Source organism: Exiguobacterium sp. s191 (assembly GCF_018618955.1).
Lineage (GTDB): Bacteria > Bacillota > Bacilli > Exiguobacteriales > Exiguobacteriaceae > Exiguobacterium_A > Exiguobacterium_A abrahamii.
This window is the reverse complement of the sequence record NZ_JACSNC010000001.1, coordinates 1607927-1630539: the sequence shown is the minus strand read 5'-3', so window position 1 is coordinate 1630539 and position 22613 is coordinate 1607927. Positions and strand designations below refer to the sequence as shown.

Below are 22613 nucleotides of genomic sequence, written 5' to 3'. Positions count from 1 at the left end.
TTGTTTCCCCGTTTTATTAGCTTTTACACGAACGATCTAGTTGGATTCGGCATCTCCTTTAAAGATTGTGTAAAGAAACAGCAGAAAGATTTGTGATTTTCCTGTGAAAGTCGGTAAGATGAAGACAGACGAAGCGGATTCCACGGAATTCCTCATTCGAAAGAACGAAACTTGAGGGGGATGCAAGGTTTGAAAGATAAAATTATCGTGGTAGATGATGAATTGTCGATTGCAACACTATTGAAGTTTAATCTAGAACAGGCTGGTTTCATCGTCGAAACGGCACATGATGGGATGTCAGGTTTAAAATTAGCGGAAAAACAAGATGCCGCACTGATCGTACTGGATCTCATGTTGCCGGAACTCGACGGTCTTGAAGTATGTAAACGGCTACGCCAACAGAAAATCAATACGCCGATCTTAATGCTGACGGCAAAGGATGATGAGTTCGATAAAGTCCTTGGTCTTGAACTCGGTGCGGACGATTATCTGACAAAACCATTTAGCCCACGTGAAGTCGTCGCCCGTGTGAAAGCAATTTTACGACGAATGAGTCATCAGACAACACCTTCGGAAGAAGTGACGGATGGGACGATTCTGATTGGTGATGTCAAGATCGTTCCAGATAACTACGAAGCTTTCAAAGCAGAAGAGCGTCTTGAACTGACACCTAAAGAATTCGAATTGCTCGTATATCTTGCTAAAAATAAGGGACGTGTCCTGACACGAGATCAACTGTTATCCGCAATCTGGAACTATGATTTCGTCGGCGATACACGAATCGTGGATGTGCACATTAGTCATGTTCGTGAAAAAATCGAGCCGAATACGAAAAAACCGATTTATATCAAAACGATTCGTGGTCTCGGGTATAAGATGGAGGAGCCGAAACCGGAATGAGTAAGTATCGCAAAAGGTTCATCTTTAAAATGTTTTCGTTCATCAGTCTCGTGCTGATTGCACTCGGTTTCTTACTTGGACAATCCTTCAAAGAGTTCTATGTCCAAAATGAAAAAGAAAAATTGATGGATGAGACTTCTCTTGTCGAGACAATCTTACAAGGACGCGATGTTTCGGAGATGGCCCAGTACGTAAATCAATTGTACGCTGAATCGAACTTCGACATGATTTTATTCAATGGTCGGGGTGAGATCATTGCTGGTACACCGGTTGATGTGACGAAACTAAAAGTCGCGACTCTTAATTTTTCAGCGATTCCTGATGAGGGGACGTTTGAATCGAAAACAGATGACAGTGTCGTCCAATTCACGAAGCCTGTTCCGACAGCGGACGGTGGCGAGGTGTACGTCAGTTTCATTCGTTACGCAAAAGACTTAAACGTCATTTATTCACGGATTTGGACGGTCATCATCCTTTCTCTCGTTGCGTCGTTATTGGTTATATTCTTGACGATTTATCGGTCGACGAAACGATTCCTTCGACCGATCGCGGAGGCAACCGATGTCCTGCACGAACTGTCGCATGGAAATTACAAGTCACGCGTCTATGAGTTGTCGGCACCCGACGAATCACGCGATTTAGGGCGCTCCATCAATCTACTAGCGCGAAATCTCGAGAACGCATCGTCTGGTGAAGCGATGCAACGGGCACGTCTCGAATCCTTGATCGAATACATGGGAGCCGGTCTCATGTTGATTGATGAAAAAGGATACGTCCTGCTCGTCAACCGGACGTATCGGGAAATGTTCAATATTCATGAACCGTCTAGCGGGAAGCTGTACTATCGTGTATTGCCAAACGAAAAGATGAGCCAGGTGATTGAAGATGTCTATCTGACGGAAAAACCGAATCGAAAGCAGTCGAGTGTTCGATTCGGTATCAATAGTCGGACGTTCATGGTCAGTGCCGCTCCGATTTTCGATAAGAACGGTCGCGTGCAGGGAACGACCGTCGTCTTTAACGACATCACGGAAATCAAAAAGCTGGAACAGATGCGTAAAGACTTCGTCGCGAATGTCAGCCATGAATTAAAAACACCACTGACGTCCATCAAAGGGTTTGCGGAAACGTTACTTGATGGCGCGCAAGAGGTTCCGGAAATCCGTGAACAATTTTTACAAATCATTCATGACGAGTCGGAACGGATGCAGACATTAGTGGAAGACTTGCTTGAACTCTCTCGTCTGGAACAGGATAATTATCAGCTCGAGACCGCAATCGTTGATGTGACAAGTCTTGTTCGGGAAACGGCAGCACTCCTAGACCGACGAGCAACAGAAAAAGAGATGACGATTCATATCGAAACGGAAGAAGAAGTCTTCATTCGGGCAGATTTGAATCGATTAAAACAGGTCGTCGTCAACTTGGTAGCGAATGCGTTGAATTATACGCCAAATGGTGGCAACGTCTGGATTCAGCTCGAGGATGGAGAAGAGTCTGTCCAGCTCATCATCAAAGATGACGGAATTGGTATCCATCCGAAAGAAACCCAACGGATTTTCGAACGTTTCTATCGTGTCGATAAGGCAAGAAGCCGTAATTCCGGGGGGACGGGTCTCGGACTAGCTATCGTCAAACACATCGTCGACCTTCATCATGGTGAAATCGAAGTCGCTTCAGAAGAGCAGAAAGGAACGACATTTACGATTCGTTTACCAAAACACGGCTGAATTTCACAGTGGATTCACATTTCCTTAATAGACATATCTTATGATGAAAGTACCTTCTTCATCATCTGTATGACGACTGGATCAGCTCCCATGTCGTCATGCCCTTGGCGATTGACTCCCCGTGAGTCAATCGTCTTTTTTTGGTCATTTTTAGCGAACAAATGTGTGTAGAGTGATACAATAGGAACAGAAAATCGATTAAAGGGGCGTAGATGATGGAAAATAAATTGCTATTGATTGATGGGAACTCGTTGACCTATCGGGCGTTTTTCGCCTTACCACCAATGACGGATGCGCAAGGACGAAATACGAACGCAGCTTATGGCTTTACGATGATGTTATTGAAGTTGCTCGAGGAAGAACAACCGACACATATGCTCGTTGCCTTCGATGCTTCGAGTGAAACGTTCCGTCATGATGTCTATCAGGAGTATAAAGGGAGTCGGGAAAAGACACCGTCCGAACTACGTGAGCAATTCCCGATCGTCCGGGATATCTGTGAAGCGCTCGGTATTCAAATGATGGAACTCCATCGCTATGAGGCAGATGATTTGATTGGTACGCTCGCACGAACGATGCCGACGGATCGGACGCGGATCGTCACAGGTGATAAAGATTTACTTCAACTTGTCACGGATAAGGTCGAAGTCTTGATCACGAAGCGGGGGATCACGGACGTCCAGTGCATGACGGAGGAACTGTTCGCTGAGACATATGGTGGTCTCAAACCGATTCAAATGATTGACCTGAAAGGGTTAATGGGGGATAAGTCGGATAATATTCCAGGGATTCCTGGGATTGGTGAAAAGACGGCAGTTAAATTGATTTCGGCATATGGTTCTGTCGAAGGACTGTATGAACATGTTGAAGACTTAAAAGGGAAGCAGAAGGAAAAAGTCATCGCGAACGAAGATTTAGCACGACTATCGAAAGAACTTGCGACGATTAAAGTCGATGTCCCGCTCGAGACGACGCTAGATGATTTGCAAATTCGCGACGTTGATACCCAAGTGCCGTATTCGTTGTTCCAGTCGCTCGGCTTCAAGTCGTTGACGAATCGATTCGCCCCTGTCGTCAAAGAAGAGGATAAAGAGCAGTTGAACGTCGTGACGATCACTTCACTTCCTGAAGACGTTACCGATGCGGTGTTGCTTGCTGAACAGTTGCGAGAGGATTACATGGAAGAGGACATCATCGGGTTTGCGATCGCAACGCCTGACACGATCTATGTTGCTGCCCCGACGCTCGTCGAGGATCCCGCATTCCGCCAATGGATCGAGTCGGAACATCGGAAGATTTGTCTTGATGCCAAACAAGTCGCATTCGCGTTGCGTAAGCACGGCTTAACCTTAAACGGTTATGAGGATCTGTTATTAGCGGGTTACTTATTGAACTTAAGTGGCGGCACGACGCTCGCTTCAATTGCTGGTCATTATGCATTGATGGCACCGAACGAAGAAGCAGTCCTCGGTAAGGGAGCCAAACGTCTAGCCCCAGCGGATGACGTATTACATCCTTATCTTGCAGAAAAGGCACGGATGATCGAGTTATTGTTCCCGAAAGTCCGGGAAGAGTTGAAGGCGAATCAGCAATATGAGCTGTATGAAACACTAGAGCGTCCATTGTCAGGTGTCCTCGCTGAGATGGAGTGGACCGGGATTCGTGTCGACGTCGCGACGCTCCAATCGATGCAAGCAGATTTTGCCGGACGTTTAACGGAACTTGAGACGTTGGTCTTTGAAGCGGCAGGTGAGTCGTTCAATATCAATTCACCGAAACAACTTGGTGTGATTCTGTTTGAAAAACTCGAACTGCCCGCCTTCAAGAAAACAAAGACCGGCTACTCGACTGCCGCAGACGTCCTTGAAAAACTGCGTCCGCTGCATCCGGTCATCGATCACATCATGTTATACCGGGAGCTCCAAAAATTACAGTCGACGTATGTCGAAGGCTTACAAAAAGTCATCAAGGAAGACGGAAAGATTCATACCCGTTTTGCTCAGACGATTGCCCAGACCGGCCGTTTAAGTTCGGTCAATCCGAACCTTCAGAATATCCCGATTCGGATTGAAGAAGGACGGAAGATTCGAAAAGCCTTCGTTCCAAGTGAGACAGGCTGGTCACTGTACGCTGCCGACTATTCACAAATCGAATTACGTGTCATGGCTGATATGTCGCAGGATCAGACGCTTGTCGATGCGTTCTTACATGATGAGGACATCCATACCCAAACGGCAAGTAGTGTCTTTGGTGTCGAACCGGAGGATGTCACAGGAAACATGCGTCGTCAGGCGAAAGCCGTCAACTTCGGCATTATTTATGGAATCAGCGATTATGGACTGTCACAAAACTTGAACATCACGCGGAAGGAAGCACAATCGTTCATCGATCGTTATTTCGAGCTGTTCCCGCAAATCAAACAGTTCATGGATACGGCGATTGAGACGGCACGAGCGAATGGGTTCGTCGAAACGTTGATGAACCGGCGCCGTAACATCCCGGATATCAATTCGAAAAACTTCAACTTACGTGGTTTTGCGGAACGTACGGCAATCAATACGCCGATTCAAGGTTCGGCTGCGGATATCATTAAAAAAGCGATGCTTGATGTGCATGCTGCCTTACAGGCATCTGATCTGAAAGCACGTTTGTTACTACAAGTACACGATGAATTGATTTTTGAAGCACCAGACGAAGAACTCGATGCGCTACAAGCGCTGGTCAAACAAGCGATGGAGCAGACCGTCGAACTATCCGTACCGCTACGCGTCGATGGGGGCGCAGGACATACGTGGTACGAAACGAAGTAAGCAAGGAGGAATAGACGTGCCTGAATTACCTGAAGTCGAGACCGTTCGCCGCAGTTTAGAACGTTCGGTCTCTGGAAAAACAGTCTCTTCCGTCAAAGTCTACCACCCGAAAATGATTCGGGGGATGGAAGTGGCACCATTTGCAGATGCCTTACATCAAGAACGGATCGAACGCGTCGAACGTCGCGGTAAGTTCCTACTCTTTGATTTCGATCGTTTTTATCTCGTCAGCCATTTGCGGATGGAAGGGAAGTACTTCCCGTATCCGCAACCGGTCGAGCGGGATAAACATACTCATGTCGTCTTCCGATTCACGGATGGTTCGGAGCTGCATTACAATGACGTCCGGAAGTTCGGAACGATGGAATTGCGTGATAAGGAAACAGCGATGCAGACTGCTCCACTGGCACAGCTGGAGCGTGAACCGTTCGATCCAGAATTCACAGCAGAAGTGTTAGCGGAGAATTTAATTCGTAAAAAAAGAAGTCCAATCAAAACGGCATTACTTGACCAATCGATCTTCCTTGGTCTCGGTAACATCTATGTCGATGAGACCCTGCATGCGGCACGCGTCCATCCGTTGACGAAGGCTGGTGCCTTGACGCTTGATGATATCTCACGCATCCATCAAGCCGGTGTCGACGTCTTACGACAAGCAGTGGAAGCGGGAGGAAGTACGATCCGAAGTTATGTCTCACCTTCTGGAAAAGGTGAGTTCCAGCTTCAACTCGCGGTATACGGTCAAAAGGGTGAACCGTGTCCCCGTTGTGGCACTGCCATTGAAAAAATCAAAGTCGGCGGACGGGGAACACACTTCTGTCCGACGTGCCAACAGGTCGCCTTATGAGGGTTGGTCTGACGGGCAGTATCGCCACCGGTAAAAGTACGGTTTCTAGCTATCTGAAGCAAAAAGGAATAGCGGTCATCGATGCGGATCTCGTTGCGCGAGAAGTCGTTGAGCCAGGAGGACGAGCCTATGAAACGGTCAAGATGGCTTTCCCGGAAGCATTCGAGGAAGGACGTCTCGTTCGTCCAAAACTTGGACAAATCATTTTTCAGGATAGCGAAAAACGACAACAGCTGAATCAGTTGATGCACCCAAGTATTCGACGACAGATGCTTGATGAAGCAGATGCCTATGAACGTTCAGGACATTCGCTCGTCGTATTTGATATTCCGTTGTTACTTGAAGGCGATTGGCGGACGCTGTTCGATCGTGTCGTAGTCGTGTATTGTCCGGAAAACATGCAGTTAAGACGATTGATGCAACGTAATGACCTATCGGAAGAAGAAGCATATGCACGTATTCATTCGCAACTTAGCATTGAACAGAAAAAAGAGCTTGCGGATGATGTGTTCTTCAATGATGGGAGTCTTGATTCGTTATATCAACAAATCGATAAATGGTTAGTATTATATGACACCGATAAGCATGAGAGTGACACATGAAAAGTGTGAAGTGAGAGAAGTTTCCATCTTCTCTCACTTTTTTTAGAGAACATAATGAAATCGCTTACATTTCATGATATAGTTCTATCTGTAAACGGAGCTACATCCGTCACATTGAAGGGGGATCCGCACATGGGAGTCAAGGTGGCAGTCAATGGTTTTGGTCGAATTGGTCGAATGGTCTTTCGACGTCTGATCGCTGAGGGGAAAAGCGAAGTCGTAGCAATCAATGCAAGTTATCCAGTCGAAACACTCGCACATTTAATCAAGTACGACACGGTACATGGGAAATTCAATTATCCGGTCGACATCATCGATGGGGCGTTGATGGTTGACGGAAGACAAATTCAAATCGTCAGTGAACGTAATCCTGAACTATTGCCGTGGGGGGAACTCGGCATCGATATCGTCGTCGAAGCGACAGGAAAGTTCAACTCAGATACGGGTGCTGCGAAGCATTTAGTGGCAGGCGCAAAAAAGGTCGTCATCACGGCACCTGCTAAAGGGGATGTCCGGACGATCGTCATGGGTGTCAATGACGACATGTATGATCATGAAACAGATGCTATCGTCTCGAACGCATCGTGTACGACGAACTGTCTCGCACCTGTCGTGCAAGTCATCGACCGGGCATTCGGAATCGAATCGGGTCTCGTGACGACGGTTCACGCGTTTACGAACGATCAAAATAATATTGATAATCCACATAAGGATTTACGACGCGCCCGTGCATGTGGCTCATCCATCATTCCAACATCGACAGGTGCGGCAAAGGCGATTTCTCTCGTCTTGCCACACTTGGAAGGAAAATTGAATGGACTCGCGCTTCGTGTTCCGACACCAAACGTCTCACTCGTCGATCTCGTCGTCGAAGTCAGTCGCGATACGACAGTTGCTGAAGTGAACGAAGCGTTCACGAAAGCAGCGGACGGTGCGCTTGAAGGCATTCTCGGAATGACGATGGAACCGCTCGTTTCGATCGACTTCAACGGAGAAGAGCGTTCGACGGTCGTCGATGGACTCTCGACGATGGTCATGGGTGGTCGTCAGGTGAAGGTCCTCGCTTGGTACGATAATGAGTGGGGTTACTCCTGCCGCGTCGTCGACCTCGTACATCTTGTTTCGGCGCACTTAGAGGCGATGGGAACGGTTGAAAAAGAACTTGAATTGAATTAATGACAACGGGCAGATCCCAGTAACGACGGGACCTGTCCCGTTTTTTTTCTAGAAATGTATTAATTTTTGAAATTTATCCTTGTGTATCTTTTTGATACTCGCTATAATTCAAATCGTGAACTTCAATCGGTCTGGCAATCGCAGCTTAAAGGGTTAGGACCTCTCTGGACTAACTTTCCCCCGTGGGTGCGAACGACTCAGGCGCAAAGTAAGTGATCAACTACTTTGAAGACCATTGAATGTAGGGGGGATCCACAAATGGATACTATGGGAAGACACATTATTGCAGAACTTTGGGATTGTAATCCTGAAAAATTGAACGACATGGAATTCGTTGAACGACTTTTCGTTGACGCAGCACTTCAAGCAGGTGCAGAAGTACGAGAAGTAGCATTCCACAAGTTTGCACCACACGGCGTCAGTGGCGTCGTCATTATCTCTGAATCGCACTTGACGATTCACAGTTTCCCAGAGCACGGGTATGCATCGGTTGATGTCTTTACTTGTGGGGATCGGATCGATCCAGCCATCGCAGCGAACTACATTGCTGAAAAGCTCGATGCGAAAATCCGTGAAAATGTCGAAATTCCACGTGGTATGGGACCTGTTCAAGTTCCAGCGGCTACTGTCCAGCACGTCAACTGACAACACACACGAATTCGTCAAGCCCTCGTCGTTCAGACGAGGGCTTTTTAATATGTCTGACGTCTGTTATTCTTAATAGTAGAAGAAACAAAGAAAAGAGGATGACCATGGGACTGAAGGAACGCTTGCAAAAACAGCTAGAGACATCCGATACACATAAAAACGAAAATTTACGCACACACTACTATGCGGCAACAGTCGAGATGTTGTTTGCTGGTTTAGAAAATATCTTAAAGCAAGAGGGCGGAACGGTGCGTCGTGTTGACGCGGAACGTGGAGAACTCGCTTTTACATTAAAAGAAGTCGACGGACTCGCGACCGTCATCATGGTGGCGGGCGGACGTACAGCCGTCGATCTATTTTTACATCGTGAAAGTCTTCTCGGACCTGATCTCGAAAAACACATCGAGCGCATCTATGCATCACTTGATGCGGGATACCGATTAAAAATGATTGGAACAAAAGAAATCACGTGAACGGAGGTACGGCATGCGCTGTCCAGCCTGTAATTTTAACGGAACAAAAGTACTGGACTCAAGACCGGTCCAGGATTTCGGTTCGATTCGGAGGAGACGTGAATGTGAGTCTTGCGGCTATCGCTTTACGACTTTCGAAATGGTCGAACAGACCCCTTTAATCATCGTAAAGAAAGACGGAACGCGCGACGAGTTCAATCGTGATAAAATTTTGCGGGGACTAGTGCGTGCCTGTGAAAAACGACCGATTTCGATTGAACAGCTAGAAACAGTCGTCAGTCGGGTCGAAAAGGCATTGCGGGCGACGGCTCAGCATGAGATTCCAAGTGAGCAGGTCGGACGTCTCGTGTTAAATGAATTAGCTTCCGTCGATGAAGTAGCATACGTCCGCTTTGCGAGTGTCTATAAACAATTCAAGGACATCAATGTCTTCTTCCAAGAGCTCTCTGAGCTGATGGAGCGACATCAAGAGAATGACCGTGAAAATTGAACGTGATATAAGAGAGGTCGTCTGTCCGGTCAGCGCACCTCTCTTTTTCTCCCTAAGGAAAGGACGAGTCAGATGGTAGAACGTGAACTTTCCGGTACCGATCTTTGCTTAGTGATGAGCAATGGTGTCGTCGACCGTGAAGCCTATCAATCTTTATATTATTTGTACCAGCCGATCATTGGTGTCAAAGCACTTGGACTCTATCAAACGTTTTGGAGCGAGATGATTCCGGGAAAGACAAAATCCCAATACATCTCCCATGCAGAACTCGGAACGCTACTCGGTTTTTCCGTCGATGAGTTCAAGGAAGAGTTATTCAAGCTAGAAGGGATCGGTTTGATCCGGACGTTCGAAGCGCGCCAAGCCGCGTATCGCTACATCTATCAAATCCGAGTGCCGCTTGCGCCAAACACTTTCTTGAATGACGGGGTGTTATCGAGTCTGCTATTCTACCGCGTCGGTGAAATTCGTTTCCGGTCGTTACAGCATCGTTTCCGGACGGAGCCGCTTCCGAAGAATATCGTTGATCGGACGGTCCGATTTGATCAAGTGTTCGATGTGAAAGCTGGTCTTGCTTCTGCGCATCAACCGAAGGCCTATGCGAAACAGGAACGAGCAGTATATGAATTCGATTATTCGTTTGATTTAGAAGAGATGAAACGTCAAACCGATCGCTTTTTGCCACGCTCGTTTTATTCAAAGGCAATCGATCATCTGCTCGTGAAGCTTGCGTACGTCACGCAGTCGAATGAAGCGCTGATGGCGGAACTATTGAATGCCCGTTTTCGCCACGAAGCGTACTTGCCGATGACCGATGCTGAGAAACAAGAACGTTGCAAACAGATGATGTTGTCAGCGAAACAAAAACTCAGCCGCGAGAAAAAAGCGAAGGTCGCCTCACTCGATACGATCGAGGTCGGAGACGTCGAAGCAACGGAGACGATGGAAAGTACCCATCCGAAGCATTATGTCGCGAAGTTACGAAAAGTCAAAGCGTTGTCTGAACGAGATGAAGAGTTGATCCAGCAATTGATCATCGATTATGAAATGTCGTCCGGGATCGTCAATGCCGCCTACTACTATGCGCTCGTCGTCAAAAAAGACAATCGCTTCAGTAAGAACTTTCTCTTATCAATCGTCGATGATTGGAAACAGAAGGGGTACGTGACAGCATCCGAGGCGCTGGCGAAGACGCAGGAGCAGGATGATTTGATTGCGAAAAAGCAGGAGCAAAAACAAGAACGCGCGCGTCAGACCGTTGGTGGACGTCGGGGACGGACAAGCAATACGAACGGCGGTCCGAATCCGAAGTGGTTGCAAGAAGAGAAGGCGAAACAGCAACAGTATGAAGCCTCTAAAAAAGCGAGTTTCGAAGCGGATGTTCCAGACGATGAAGAGATGGAACGAATCTTACGAGAACTGAAGGGGAACTAAAGGAGTCGAGACATGGAACATATCCAATCATCTATCGAAAAAATATTAAGTCGACCGGACGTTGCAGAATCGGTTCGAGCGATTCAACAAAGGGTGTTGTCTCATCCGGGGGTCGTCATGTTCTTACGGACCCATCCAGAGATCGATCAACGGATGATCGAGCGGGGAATGCTCAAACTGAACGAATACGCGGAACAGATGGATGGGAATCGACTGATCGAAAGTAAAGCCGTCATCGAAGGCTATCAGCCGATCCTGCACGTCGAAAAAGGACAAATCGTCGTCTCGTATGAGAAGTCACAAGCGCTCAAAGACCGAGAAGATGAACGTGCACTTGAGAAAAAGTTCAAGAGTCTGTTCCTGCCGGACGAAGTGCGCGATGCGAACTTCAGCGATTTCGACTTGTCGACGACGGACCGGAAGCTCGCTTTACGTGCGGCGTCGCAGTTCCTCAATCATTTGCGCTCAAAAGAGCATGTAAAGGGACTGTACCTGCACGGTAGCTTTGGTGTCGGGAAAACGTATCTCTTGGCTGCGATCGGGAATGCACTAAAGAAAGAACGGATTGCAACGATTCTCGTCCATGCCCCGGGGTTCGTCGCTGAAGCAAAACGGCGGATTCGGTCGGACTCGTTCGATACGTTCCTCGAAGGATTCCAAACGATTCCAGTCTTATTAATTGATGATATCGGTGCAGAATCGATCAGTCCGTGGGTACGGGATGAGTTGTTTGGGATCATTTTGCAATATCGCATGATGCATCGTCTGCCGACATTGTTCAGCTCGAACTTATCTTATGATGAACTCGAGCTCCATTTCGGGATCACGAACGACCAAGGCGATAAGTTAAAGGCCGCACGACTGATGGAGCGGATCCGGACGACGACGCAACCGATTGAGTTCCTTGGTGAAAATCGACGTCGCTACTAATTTTCCTTGTCAAGGAAGCGATCGATTCGTTATACTAATGACACGTCAATAGACGATGCAACGATTGAGGATATGAAGTATGAAATGAACCAAACTAGCGAGAGAAGAATGGTGGAAGCTTCTCATGGCATCATTCATGTCTTTACTCCCTCATAGCACGAACGGGGCTAATCCGTTTGCGCCTCACGCCCGTTAACGCGTGTTCGAGCCGAACCTGCATTGGTCCGGGAACGAGGGTGGTACCACGAGATTAAGACTCGTCCCTTTTTAGGGATGAGTCTTTTTTATTTTGTTAAAGGGGGAAACAGTCATGTCAAACATCGCACTTACATTTCCAGATGGCGCCGTAAAGGAATTCGCAGTCGGTACGACAGCAGAAGAAGTTGCTGCTTCAATCAGCCCAGGACTTCGTAAAAAAGCATTTGCTGCCAAACTAAACGGGCACGCAATCGATTACCGTCGTCCAATCGAAGAGGACGGCACAATCGAATTGATCATGCCGGATTCAGAAGAAGGGCTCGACTTGATTCGTCACTCTTCAGCTCACTTGATGGCACAAGCCATCAAACGTCTGTATCCAGATGAAACGATTCATCTTGGGATCGGACCGACAATCGAGAATGGTTTCTACTATGACATCGATATGGAACGTCGTCTGACAGAAGAAGACTTACCAGAAATCGAGAAAATGATGAATAAAATCGCCGGTGAGAATTTGCCAATCGAACGGGAAGTCGTCTCGCGTGACGAAGCACTCGCGATTTATAAAGAACTCAATGATCCGTTGAAAGTCGAATTGATCGAATCGATTCCTGCTGATCAGGATTTGACGATTTACCGTCAAGGCGAATTCTTCGATCTCTGCCGTGGACCACACGTTCCAGCGACAGCGAAGCTACAAGTCTTCAAATTGATGAGCATTGCTGGTGCTTACTGGCGTGGCGATTCAAAAAACAAGATGTTACAACGGATTTACGGTACAGCATGGGCGACAAAAGATCAGTTGAAACAACATCTCCACTTCCTTGCTGAAGCGAAAGAGCGGGATCACCGTAAACTCGGGAAGGAACTTGGCTTGTTCTTCACTTCTCAAGAAGTCGGTCAAGGACTCCCGATGTGGTTACCAAAAGGAGCAGCGATCCGTCGGACGGTCGAACGTTATATCGTCGATAAAGAACTCGAACTTGGATATGAGCACGTCTATACACCGGTTCTCGGTTCAGTCGATCTATACAAGACATCGGGTCACTGGGATCACTATCAAGATGACATGTTCCCGAAAATGGAGATGGACAATGAAGAACTCGTTCTTCGTCCGATGAACTGTCCACACCACATGATGGTCTACAAGAACGAACCGCGTTCGTACCGTGATTTACCGCTTCGTGTCGCGGAGCTTGGTGGTATGCACCGTTATGAGATGTCTGGTGCCTTGACTGGTCTTCAGCGCGTTCGTTATATGGTCCTTAACGATGGACATACGTTCGTCCGTCCTGACCAAATGAAAGATGAGTTCAAAGCCATCGTTCACCTCATTCAAGAAGTCTATGCTGACTTCGGAATCACGGATTACAAATTCCGTCTTTCGTACCGTGACCCAGCGGATAAAGAGAAGTACTTCGATAACGATGCGATTTGGGAAATGGCGCAACGTGAGTTGAAAGAAACAATGGATGAGCTCGAACTCGAATACTTCGAAGCAGAAGGCGAAGCTGCCTTCTACGGACCAAAGCTTGACGTGCAAGTTCGGACAGCACTTGGTAAAGATGAGACGCTTTCGACAGTCCAACTCGACTTCCTCTTACCAGAGCGATTCGAATTGACGTACAAAGGAAATGACGGACAAGATCACCGTCCGGTCGTCTTACACCGTGGTGTCGTTTCGACGATGGAACGATTCGTCGCATACTTGATCGAAGAATACAAAGGCGCGTTCCCAACATGGCTCGCACCGGTCCAGGTGAAATTGATTCCGGTTTCTAAAGTGCATGAAGACTATGCCCGTGAAATCAAAGCGATCTTGCTGAAAAAAGGAATTCGCGTCGAAACAGATTTCCGTGACGAGAAACTCGGATATCGGATTCGTGAAGCACAAGTCAATAAAGTACCAGTCATGCTCGTTCTAGGTGACAAAGAAGTCGAATCGCGCGAAGTCAACATTCGTCGCTACGGTTCAAAAGACTCAAGCAACGCATCACTTGAACAATTCGTTGCCGACTTAGAGCAAGAAATCGCGAACCGTTCAAAATAATTATAGTCGCATGAAAGAGTTCGTCCTGCTATTGTAGGGCGGACTTTTTTTGTGATGTGATACTTAAAAGAAGGAAGCAACAAGCCGATGAAAAAGATAGATCATCCAGCTAAATCTATCCAACATAACCGAAAATCATTTTTCCTTTAATTGGATAAATGCTATAATAAACCTTCATTGGATGGAATGTTTTGAAGGATGGGAAGGAAGTTACAAAAAATGAAACAGACGACTCTTGCTGTTCTCATCGCCTCTTCACTTTTAATCGGTATTCATCCGGGAAAAGCGGATGCGGCGACGACTAAAAAGACATACCGGATCACACCAAAAACAGAAGCGATTGACCCGACGATTCGTAAATATACGACCTATAACGCAAAGACGCGCAATCACTATACGATGCGCTCTTATTTGGAACGTCTTGAAAAAGAGGGAGGCGGGACACTCGTCTTGACGAAAGGAACATATCTGTCTCCACTACGTGTCGGTATTCCGTCCAATACGACGGTGATCTTGGAAGATGGCGTCATCATCAAGAAGACGACGGAGACAGGAACGACAAAGATTAGTTCAACAACCAGTGTATTTGATCTTGTTGCTCCATCCGTATTGCGTTTGAACAAAAAGGTCGGAAAGTATGATGGCTCACAAAACGTTAAAATCATCGGAAAAGGGAATGCACAAATCGACTTGAATCGATATACGCGTGGTTCAGCGTTCGCTATTGCTCATAATCAAAACTTGTATATTGGTGGCATCACAGTACGGAATCAAAAGGGTTCACATGCAATGGAACTTGATGCGACGAAAAAGGCAGTCATCGAAAACATGAAATTCGTCGACGCCGTCATGATACCGAATACAGGTCCGAATGAATCGATTAATCTCGATACACCAGACCCAATCACAAAGGGGTTCAATTGGAAGTGGTCGAAACAAGATGGAACTCCGAATGCAGATATCACGATTCGCAATAACCTGTTTCGTAACATCAACGTGGCAATCGGCACACATCAATATACAGAAAATCGATTACACACGAATGTGCGGATCGAAAAAAATACGATTGATGGAACAAAAGATTATGCGATTTCGATGATGAACTGGAAGAATCCAACGGTCCGTTATAATACGATTCGAAACGTGCACCGGGCGGATGGAAAAGCGATGACGATTCTCGGTAGAGGAGTTGTCGGAGGAACGATTCGCTACAATCGATTTGAAGACGCAGATCGGGCGATTCAAATGCAACCGTTCCAAAGCAATGGCTATGCTCCAATCTATAATACGTTTACGGCAGAGCAAAAACGTTATATGCAACAAAATACAGTCAAGCAGGTTGGACTCGATCAAATCGTCTTATTTAAAAAACTCAATGAGTTCACATATAAAACAGCAGAACGATATGATTTCATTCCATACTAAGACACAAGAAAGCACCCAAGACGAGCGTCGAGGGTGCTTGTGCCATATTATGAACGCATTTGTTGCAAGAACGGTTCGATATCGACTTGAAGCGCTTCTGATAGTTTCTGACCGAGTGAAGCATCAGCACGGTAGAAGTTGCAGATTGCGAGCAAGACCGTGTTCTCATGACGAACCTGCTCGAGATCATTGACGAGGTTCTTCAGAAGAGCTGCTTGCTCGTCTTCTGTCAGACGACGGTATACTTCACCGGCTTGACCGAAGTTATTCGTCTTCTCGATTTCGAGACGACCGTGTTTATCATCAAGTAACGGCTGGTTTTCTTCCGTATACTCTGGTGTTTCTTTTGGTTCTTCTTGATAGCGGTTCGGTTCGTAGTTTACCGGACTCGTTTGTTGACCGACTGGCATTGCACCATCACGTTGATAGTTGTTCACTTGTGCGAACGGACAGTTGATCGGAAGTTGTTGGTAGTTCGTTCCGATACGGTAACGTTGCGTATCGGAATAGGAGAACAAGCGACCTTGTAATAACTTATCTTCAGATGGCAACATTCCTGGAATCAAGACACCTGGGTTGAATCCGACAGATTCCGTTTCAGCGAAGTAGTTATCGACGTTCTTATTCAAAGTCATCGTACCGACGTGTTGGAACGGGATGACATCTTCAAACCAATCTTTTGTTGCATCGAGCGGATCGAAATCGAACTGATCGACGTCAGCCGGATCGAGCACCTGTACGAACAGATCCCATTCCGGATAATCTCCATCTTCAATCGCTTGGAACGTATCGTTTGAAGCGTGGTTAAAGTCTTTTCCTTGAATCTCTGTTGCTTCTTCTGCTGAGAGATTGTGAATGCCAGCTTTCGGTACCCAGCGTAGTTTGACATAAACCGTATTGCCATGAGCGTTCACCCATTTGAATGAATGGACGGAAGAACCACGCATTTTACGGTAGCTTGCAGGAATGCCTTCATCCGTAAAGAGATGCATGAGCATGTTCGTCGATTCCGGACGAAGTGTCATGAAGTCCCAGTAACGGTCAGGATCTTGAATATTCGTGCGTGGATCTGGTTTAAGTGAATGAACCATATCCGGGAACTTCATAGCGTCACGAATGAAGAAGACAGGAAGGTTGTTCCCGACGAAATCCCAGTTTCCTTCCTCTGTATAGAACTTGACAGAGAATCCACGTGGATCGCGGAGCGTCTCTGGAGAATGCGTGCCGTGAATAACAGTCGAGAAACGGGCGAAGACAGGAACTTCTGTCCCTTCTTCTTGTAAAAACGCAGCTTTCGTGTACTTTTTCATCGAATTTTTGACAGTGAAGACACCGTGAGCACCGAATCCACGAGCGTGTACAACGCGCTCAGGTACACGTTCCCGGTCGAAATGGGCCATTTTTTCAATCAATTGATAGTCTTCTAATAATGTAGGTCCACGACGTCCAGCCGTGCGTGAATTCTGGTTGTCTCCAATTGGTACACCTTGATTGGTCGTTAATCGTTTTTCAGTCATCTGTTATTCTCCCCCTTATGTAAGATTACATTGATTATAAAACAATAATCATTCTAAATAAACAATTTTGCTTGCGAATGTTCTGAATCTTTTTGATATGTTAAGAATGTACCCATGAAAAACAGGTTAGAAACTTCTTGCTTATCCGTCAAAGGATTGCTATTATAATCAAGTATGTGAGCAACGTTCTGTAAGAACATAGAAAGCGGCTTGACATCACGGGAAAACAAGTGCTATGATAGCAAAGTGAAATGACAACAAAGCAGAAGCATCCCGCTTCTCACCATGTATGACGACTCGTACTGGTTCATCATGAAGATACGCAATGTGTAGCGACTGCTATGCTTTGACGTTCCTTATGAGTGTGGGCGGGAAGAACTGCCGACGCTTTTTTTATAGCGTTTTCTATCATTCATTTTTCGTGCAATGCACGATGGAGGTGCTAACCATTAGCAAAGATCTGTTAATCAATGAAAGCATCCGTGCCCGGGAAGTTCGTCTTATCGGAGCGGATGGTGCTCAACTAGGTGTCCAATCACGCAACGAAGCGCTACGTCTCGCAGAGGAAGCGGAACTTGACCTCGTCATGGTCGCTCCACAAGCGACGCCGCCAGTTTGTAAGATCATGGACTACGGTAAATACCGTTTCGAGATGCAAAAGAAGGACAAAGAAACTCGGAAGAATCAGAAAGTGATTCAGATGAAAGAAGTTCGTCTTAGCCCGACGATCGAGGAGAACGACTTCCAAACGAAATTCCGTAATGCGAAGAAATTCTTGGAGAATGGTAACAAAGTGAAAGCGAGCATTCGTTTCCGCGGTCGTGCCATCACTCACTCGGAAATCGGTAAACGCGTTCTCGAACGCCTCGCAACGGATTTAAGTGAGTTCGGTGTTGTGGAACAGAGACCGAAGATGGAAGGACGCAGCATGTTCCTCGTGCTTGCTCCTAAGAAAGAAGACTAATCGAATCGAAGTAGGAGGGAATCTCTCATGCCTAAAATGAAATCGCACCGCGGTGCTTCTAAACGTTTCAAACGTACTGCTTCTGGCAAATTGAAACGTGGTCGTGCTTACACAAGCCACTTGTTCGGTAACAAATCAACAAAAGCGAAACGTAAATTACGTAAAGCTAGCATGGTATCTACGGGTGACTTCAAACGCATCCGTCACATGATCGCGAAGTAATTTATCCAATCGTATACAGATTTAGGAGGGAATTTATATGCCACGCGTAAAAGGCGGATATACGACTCGTCAACGTCGTAAAAAACAACTCAAATTAGCTAAGGGCTACTACGGCTCGAAACATACACTCTTCAAGGTTGCGAAACAGCAAGTCATGAAATCTCTCATGTACGCTTACCGTGACCGTCGTCAAAAGAAACGTGACTTCCGTCGCCTCTGGATCACTCGGATCAATGCGGCAGCACGTATCAACGGTCTTTCTTACAGCCGCATGATGCATGGTCTTAAATTAGCAGGTATCGACGTTAACCGTAAGATGCTCGCTGACCTCGCAGTTACAGATGCAACTGCATTTGCTTCACTTGCTGACACAGCAAAAGCAAAATTGAACGCTTAAGTTCTACAATTCGTCGGGGAATTTAATTCTCCGACGTTTTTTTCGATTTAATGATAAAATAAGAAGGCACGTCGATGAGACGGTCATATGATTTTTTTAGATAGAAGGAGAATTAAAGATGGATTGGTTGACACTTTTTGAGATGCAAGAACAGTTGGATAAACGGATTCAGTCAGAACATCAATTGACAGGCAATCAATTCGACGAGCGTCTGCTCGCCTTACTGGTCGAACTCGGTGAACTTGCGAACGAGACACGTTGCTTTAAGTTCTGGTCGAAGAAGGGACCATCCGCTCAAGTCACAATTCTTGAGGAATATGTCGATGGCGTCCATTTTCTACTCTCACTAGGTCTAGCACTTGATTACAAGAAAAGTCATTTTACTGAAGGTGACTTCTATTTGACAGCAACAGATGCTTTTTTAGACGTCTATAACAAAACGAACGTCTTTGCGATTTCGCGGACGGAACAAAGTTATGATGTTCTGATTGGTGCATACCTTGCATTAGGTGCTACACTAGGCTTTACACAGGATATGATTTTCAAGGCTTACATTTCTAAAAATGAAGCAAACCATGTGCGACAAGACAACGGTTACTAAGGAGGAAATCAGATGAACGAACAATTACATATGCTAAAACGTCTCACGGACGCAACAGGTGTACCGGGAAACGAAAAAGAAGTCCGGAGCCTCATGCGTGAATATCTAGAACCTCATGCAGAAGCATTCCACCAAGATGGTCTCGGTAGTCTCTTTGCTGAACATAAAGGCGCAGGCGAAGATGCACCACGTGTATTGATTGCGGGTCACATGGATGAAGTCGGATTCATGGTCACGAAGATTGATGAAAAAGGATTCCTTCGTTTCCAACCACTCGGCGGTTGGTGGGGTCAGGTCCTCTTGGCACAGCGTATGAATATTGTGACGTCATCTGGTGAAGTCATTCCAGGTGTAATTGGTGCAAAACCACCTCATGTTTTACCACCGGAAGCGCGCAATAAGCCGGTCGACATTAAAGACATGTTCATCGATATCGGTGCTTCATCAAAAGAAGAAGTCGACGGTTGGGGAATTCGTCCGGGTGATACGGTCGTTCCACATTGCGAATTTACTGTGATGAAAAATGAGAACTTCTTGATGGCAAAAGCGTGGGACAACCGCATTGGTTGTGCCATCGCAATCGAAGCAATCAAGCGCTTAAAAGCAGACGGTCATCCGAACACGATTTTCGCGGGAGCGACTGTTCAGGAAGAAGTCGGGTTACGTGGGGCTCAAACTGTCGCACACCTACTCAAACCATCGATCGCCTTTGCTGTCGATACAGGTATCCCGGGTGATACGCCAGGAATGACCGATCGTGAAGCATTGTCGAAATTAGGTGAAGGCGTTCAAGTCATCATGTTCGATGCGTCGATGATCGCACATCGTGGATTGATCGATTTCGTGACGAAAGTCGCAACAGAAGAAAATATCAAGTATCAACTGGACTTAACACCAGGTGGCGGAACGGATGCAGCGAAGTTCCACTTATCGAATACAGGTGTTCCATCACTTGCCTTGACTGTACCGATCCGTTACCTACACACGAACGTCTCAATCATGCATAAAGCCGATTTCGAAGCAGCCGTCGATTTAGTCGTTGCTGTGACAAAACGTCTGGATGCGGAGACCGTCCAAGCGATCTACGAGGGGTAATAAAACAATGAAGCACATCGCATCAGCAAAGAACGAAATCGTTAAACAATGGAAAAAACTCTTAACGAAAAAAGGACGTCTGCAGACGAACCGTTTCTTAATTGAAGGAGAACACTTGATTGAAGAAGCTGTTCGCGCTGGAATCGTCAAGGAATTGATCGTGCGTGAATCGTATCAAGTACCCGGTTCTTGGAAACGAAATGCCGATGTCTTTACGATTGATGATGCCGTCATCAAAGTACTGGCTGAGACGGAAACGTCGCAAGGCATCTTCGCTGTCTGTGAGATGAAACAAGCTTCGGCACAATTAGAGCGAGGACGCTATTTGTTGCTCGATCGTCTGCAAGATCCAGGGAACGTTGGGACGATGATTCGGACAGCTGACGCAGCTGGATTCGATGGGGTCGTCGTCGGACCGGGAACAGTTGACGTCTATAACGGAAAAGTCATCCGTGCGACGCAAGGATCGCTGTTCCACCTACCGGTCATCTCCATGCCACTAGAAGAGGCAGTCAATGCCCTGCACGAACAAGGAATTGCGGTAATCGGCACGGCGTTAGAAGGAGCGACGTCTTATCAAACGATCGCACCGATGGATGCACTCGGTTTAATCATCGGAAACGAAGCACAAGGCGTTGCGCCAGAATTGCTCTCTTATTGTGATGAGCGTGCCTACATCCCGATTCGTGGTAAAGCGGAGTCATTGAATGCGGCAGTAGCGGCTGGCATTTTGCTTTATCATTTTGCAAGCGTGGATTGAAACCGGCAAGCGTTCATGCTAAAGTGAACATCAGGAATACATCATGGACGTTGATGGAACAGAGTACGTTAGGGAACGATTCAATCAGGGAGAAGCGGTCGTAGACTGAAAACTGCTTCGTGAATCTGCTAACCGAATTCACTCCGGAGTCGCACGAGAGATCGTGACGGGATGCGCCCGTTATCGCGCAATTGGAGGACTTTTCGATTGAAAAGTCAAACAAGGGTGGTACCACGGTGTTTACATCGTCCCTTCGGCATTTGCCGGAGGGACGTTTTTTTATATCTTCAACTAAAGGAGTGGGAAAGATGCGCGAGCAATTAGAAGCATTACGCGATGAAGCGTTGACATTAGTCGATCAGGCAACAACACAAAAAGATCTCAATGACGTCCGAGTCAAGTATCTCGGGAAAAAGGGACCAATCACAGAAGTATTACGAGGAATGGGAAAGTTATCAGCGGAAGAACGACCAGTCGTCGGTGAGATCGCAAATACAGTCCGTCAAGCGATCCAGGAGCAATTGGAACAACGTCTGACAGCTGTCAAACAACAAGAAATGGATGCGAAACTGGCAGCGGAAGCAATTGATGTCACGTTACCAGGACGTCCGAAAAAGGTCGGTCATGCGCACCTCTTGCAACAGGTGACGGATGAGATCGAAGACATCTTCGTCGGACTCGGTTATACGATTGCCGAAGGTCCAGAAGTCGAGCAAGATCTTTTCAACTTCGAGATGTTAAATTTACCGAAGGATCACCCGGCGCGTGATATGCAAGACTCGTTCTATATCACGGAAGAAATTTTGATGCGAACGCATACGTCACCGGTCCAAGCACGGACGATGCTCGCTTCTAAAGGTGAACCGATCCGCATTCTCTGCCCAGGTAAAGTCTATCGTCGAGACGAAGATGATGCGACACATTCGCACCAATTCATGCAAGTCGAAGGACTCGTCGTCGGAGAATCGATTTCGATGGCAGACTTAAAAGGAACGCTTGAAGCCTTCGCGAAGCAGATGTTCGGTGAAGCACGTGAAGTCCGCTTACGCCCAAGTTTCTTCCCGTTCACGGAGCCGTCCGTCGAAGTCGACGTCTCGTGCTTCAAATGTGGCGGTAAAGGATGTAACATCTGTAAACAGACGGGATGGATTGAAATTCTGGGCGCTGGAATGGTTCACCCTCACGTTCTCGAAATGGCCGAATATGATAGCACGAAAATGTCAGGTTTCGCATTCGGAATGGGTATCGAACGGATTGCCATGTTGAAATACGGTGTCGATGATATTCGCCACTTCTATACGAATGACGTTCGCTTCAGCGAACAGTTTTAAGGGGGAACGC

21 protein-coding genes are annotated in these 22613 nt (G+C 46.8%); 20 read left to right on the top strand and 1 reads right to left on the bottom strand.

Features of this window, described 5'->3' with window-relative positions:
• The first annotated feature begins 180 nt into the window (after positions 1 to 180).
• The 13 genes from KNQ09_RS08685 to KNQ09_RS08625 all read left to right on the top strand — a co-directional run bounded on the left by KNQ09_RS08685 (position 181) and on the right by KNQ09_RS08625 (position 15716).
• Entirely contained in the window at positions 181 to 900 is a 720-nt protein-coding gene (locus tag KNQ09_RS08685; protein ID WP_369815309.1) for a response regulator, read from the top strand.
• Positions 897 to 2630, top strand: a complete 1734-nt coding sequence (gene pnpS, locus KNQ09_RS08680; protein ID WP_064299515.1) for a two-component system histidine kinase PnpS — start codon at positions 897 to 899, stop codon at positions 2628 to 2630. The genes KNQ09_RS08685 and pnpS overlap by 4 nt, the downstream gene beginning before the upstream one ends.
• A gap of 212 nt (positions 2631 to 2842) precedes the next feature.
• Positions 2843 to 5440 carry a DNA polymerase I gene (gene polA / locus KNQ09_RS08675; RefSeq protein WP_214858144.1) on the top strand — a complete coding sequence of 866 codons (2598 nt, stop codon included), beginning with the start codon at positions 2843 to 2845 and terminating at the stop codon, positions 5438 to 5440.
• A 16-nt stretch (positions 5441 to 5456) separates the two neighbouring features.
• On the top strand, positions 5457 to 6287 hold the full coding sequence (gene mutM / locus KNQ09_RS08670) for a DNA-formamidopyrimidine glycosylase (protein ID WP_035396555.1): 831 nt from the start codon (positions 5457 to 5459) through the stop codon (positions 6285 to 6287).
• Complete coding sequence (gene coaE / locus KNQ09_RS08665) at positions 6266 to 6889, top strand: dephospho-CoA kinase (protein ID WP_353049751.1); 624 nt, start codon at positions 6266 to 6268, stop codon at positions 6887 to 6889. Before mutM ends, coaE begins: the two co-directional genes overlap by 22 nt.
• Positions 6890 to 7021: 132 nt before the next feature.
• Positions 7022 to 8065: a glyceraldehyde-3-phosphate dehydrogenase gene (locus KNQ09_RS08660; protein ID WP_023469025.1), complete on the top strand. Its 1044-nt coding sequence runs from the start codon at positions 7022 to 7024 to the stop codon at positions 8063 to 8065.
• 258 nt (positions 8066 to 8323) lie between these two features.
• Entirely contained in the window at positions 8324 to 8710 is a 387-nt protein-coding gene (speD, locus tag KNQ09_RS08655) for an adenosylmethionine decarboxylase (protein WP_023469024.1), read from the top strand.
• Between the two features lie 107 nt (positions 8711 to 8817).
• A complete protein-coding gene (locus KNQ09_RS08650) occupies positions 8818 to 9186 on the top strand; it encodes a hypothetical protein (protein WP_023469023.1) in 369 nt (122 codons plus the stop codon).
• 13 nt (positions 9187 to 9199) lie between these two features.
• Positions 9200 to 9676, top strand: coding sequence for a transcriptional regulator NrdR (gene nrdR / locus KNQ09_RS08645; RefSeq protein ID WP_023469022.1), 477 nt, complete (start codon positions 9200 to 9202; stop codon positions 9674 to 9676).
• A 72-nt stretch (positions 9677 to 9748) separates the two neighbouring features.
• Positions 9749 to 11110, top strand: coding sequence for a replication initiation and membrane attachment family protein (locus KNQ09_RS08640; RefSeq protein WP_064299518.1), 1362 nt, complete (start codon positions 9749 to 9751; stop codon positions 11108 to 11110).
• Positions 11111 to 11122: 12 nt separating this feature from the next.
• Positions 11123 to 12040 carry a primosomal protein DnaI gene (gene dnaI / locus KNQ09_RS08635; protein ID WP_023469020.1) on the top strand — a complete coding sequence of 306 codons (918 nt, stop codon included), beginning with the start codon at positions 11123 to 11125 and terminating at the stop codon, positions 12038 to 12040.
• Positions 12041 to 12350: 310 nt separating this feature from the next.
• Positions 12351 to 14291 carry a threonine--tRNA ligase gene (gene thrS, locus KNQ09_RS08630; RefSeq protein WP_029342321.1) on the top strand — a complete coding sequence of 647 codons (1941 nt, stop codon included), beginning with the start codon at positions 12351 to 12353 and terminating at the stop codon, positions 14289 to 14291.
• 219 nt (positions 14292 to 14510) lie between these two features.
• Positions 14511 to 15716 (top strand): glycoside hydrolase family protein, encoded by a 1206-nt coding sequence (locus KNQ09_RS08625; RefSeq protein WP_214805265.1) that lies wholly within the window; start codon positions 14511 to 14513, stop codon positions 15714 to 15716.
• A gap of 47 nt (positions 15717 to 15763) precedes the next feature.
• On the opposite strand, the gene KNQ09_RS08620 is transcribed toward KNQ09_RS08625, so the two are convergent.
• Positions 15764 to 17233: a catalase gene (locus KNQ09_RS08620; protein WP_023469017.1), complete on the bottom strand. Its 1470-nt coding sequence runs from the start codon at positions 17231 to 17233 to the stop codon at positions 15764 to 15766.
• 433 nt (positions 17234 to 17666) lie between these two features.
• On the opposite strand from KNQ09_RS08620, the gene infC reads away from it, so the two are divergent.
• The 7 genes from infC to pheS all read left to right on the top strand — a co-directional run bounded on the left by infC (position 17667) and on the right by pheS (position 22603).
• Entirely contained in the window at positions 17667 to 18197 is a 531-nt protein-coding gene (gene infC, locus KNQ09_RS08615) for a translation initiation factor IF-3 (RefSeq protein ID WP_029342318.1), read from the top strand.
• Positions 18198 to 18224: 27 nt separating this feature from the next.
• Entirely contained in the window at positions 18225 to 18419 is a 195-nt protein-coding gene (rpmI, locus tag KNQ09_RS08610; protein ID WP_023469015.1) for a 50S ribosomal protein L35, read from the top strand.
• Between the two features lie 37 nt (positions 18420 to 18456).
• On the top strand, positions 18457 to 18816 hold the full coding sequence (rplT, locus tag KNQ09_RS08605) for a 50S ribosomal protein L20 (protein ID WP_012371057.1): 360 nt from the start codon (positions 18457 to 18459) through the stop codon (positions 18814 to 18816).
• A 118-nt stretch (positions 18817 to 18934) separates the two neighbouring features.
• Positions 18935 to 19417, top strand: coding sequence for a dUTP diphosphatase (locus tag KNQ09_RS08600; protein ID WP_023469014.1), 483 nt, complete (start codon positions 18935 to 18937; stop codon positions 19415 to 19417).
• A 12-nt stretch (positions 19418 to 19429) separates the two neighbouring features.
• On the top strand, positions 19430 to 20512 hold the full coding sequence (locus KNQ09_RS08595; protein ID WP_064299521.1) for a M42 family metallopeptidase: 1083 nt from the start codon (positions 19430 to 19432) through the stop codon (positions 20510 to 20512).
• 7 nt (positions 20513 to 20519) lie between these two features.
• Complete coding sequence (locus KNQ09_RS08590; RefSeq protein WP_023469012.1) at positions 20520 to 21272, top strand: TrmH family RNA methyltransferase; 753 nt, start codon at positions 20520 to 20522, stop codon at positions 21270 to 21272.
• Between the two features lie 308 nt (positions 21273 to 21580).
• Positions 21581 to 22603 carry a phenylalanine--tRNA ligase subunit alpha gene (gene pheS, locus KNQ09_RS08585; protein WP_035396564.1) on the top strand — a complete coding sequence of 341 codons (1023 nt, stop codon included), beginning with the start codon at positions 21581 to 21583 and terminating at the stop codon, positions 22601 to 22603.
• Positions 22604 to 22613: the final 10 nt, after the last annotated feature.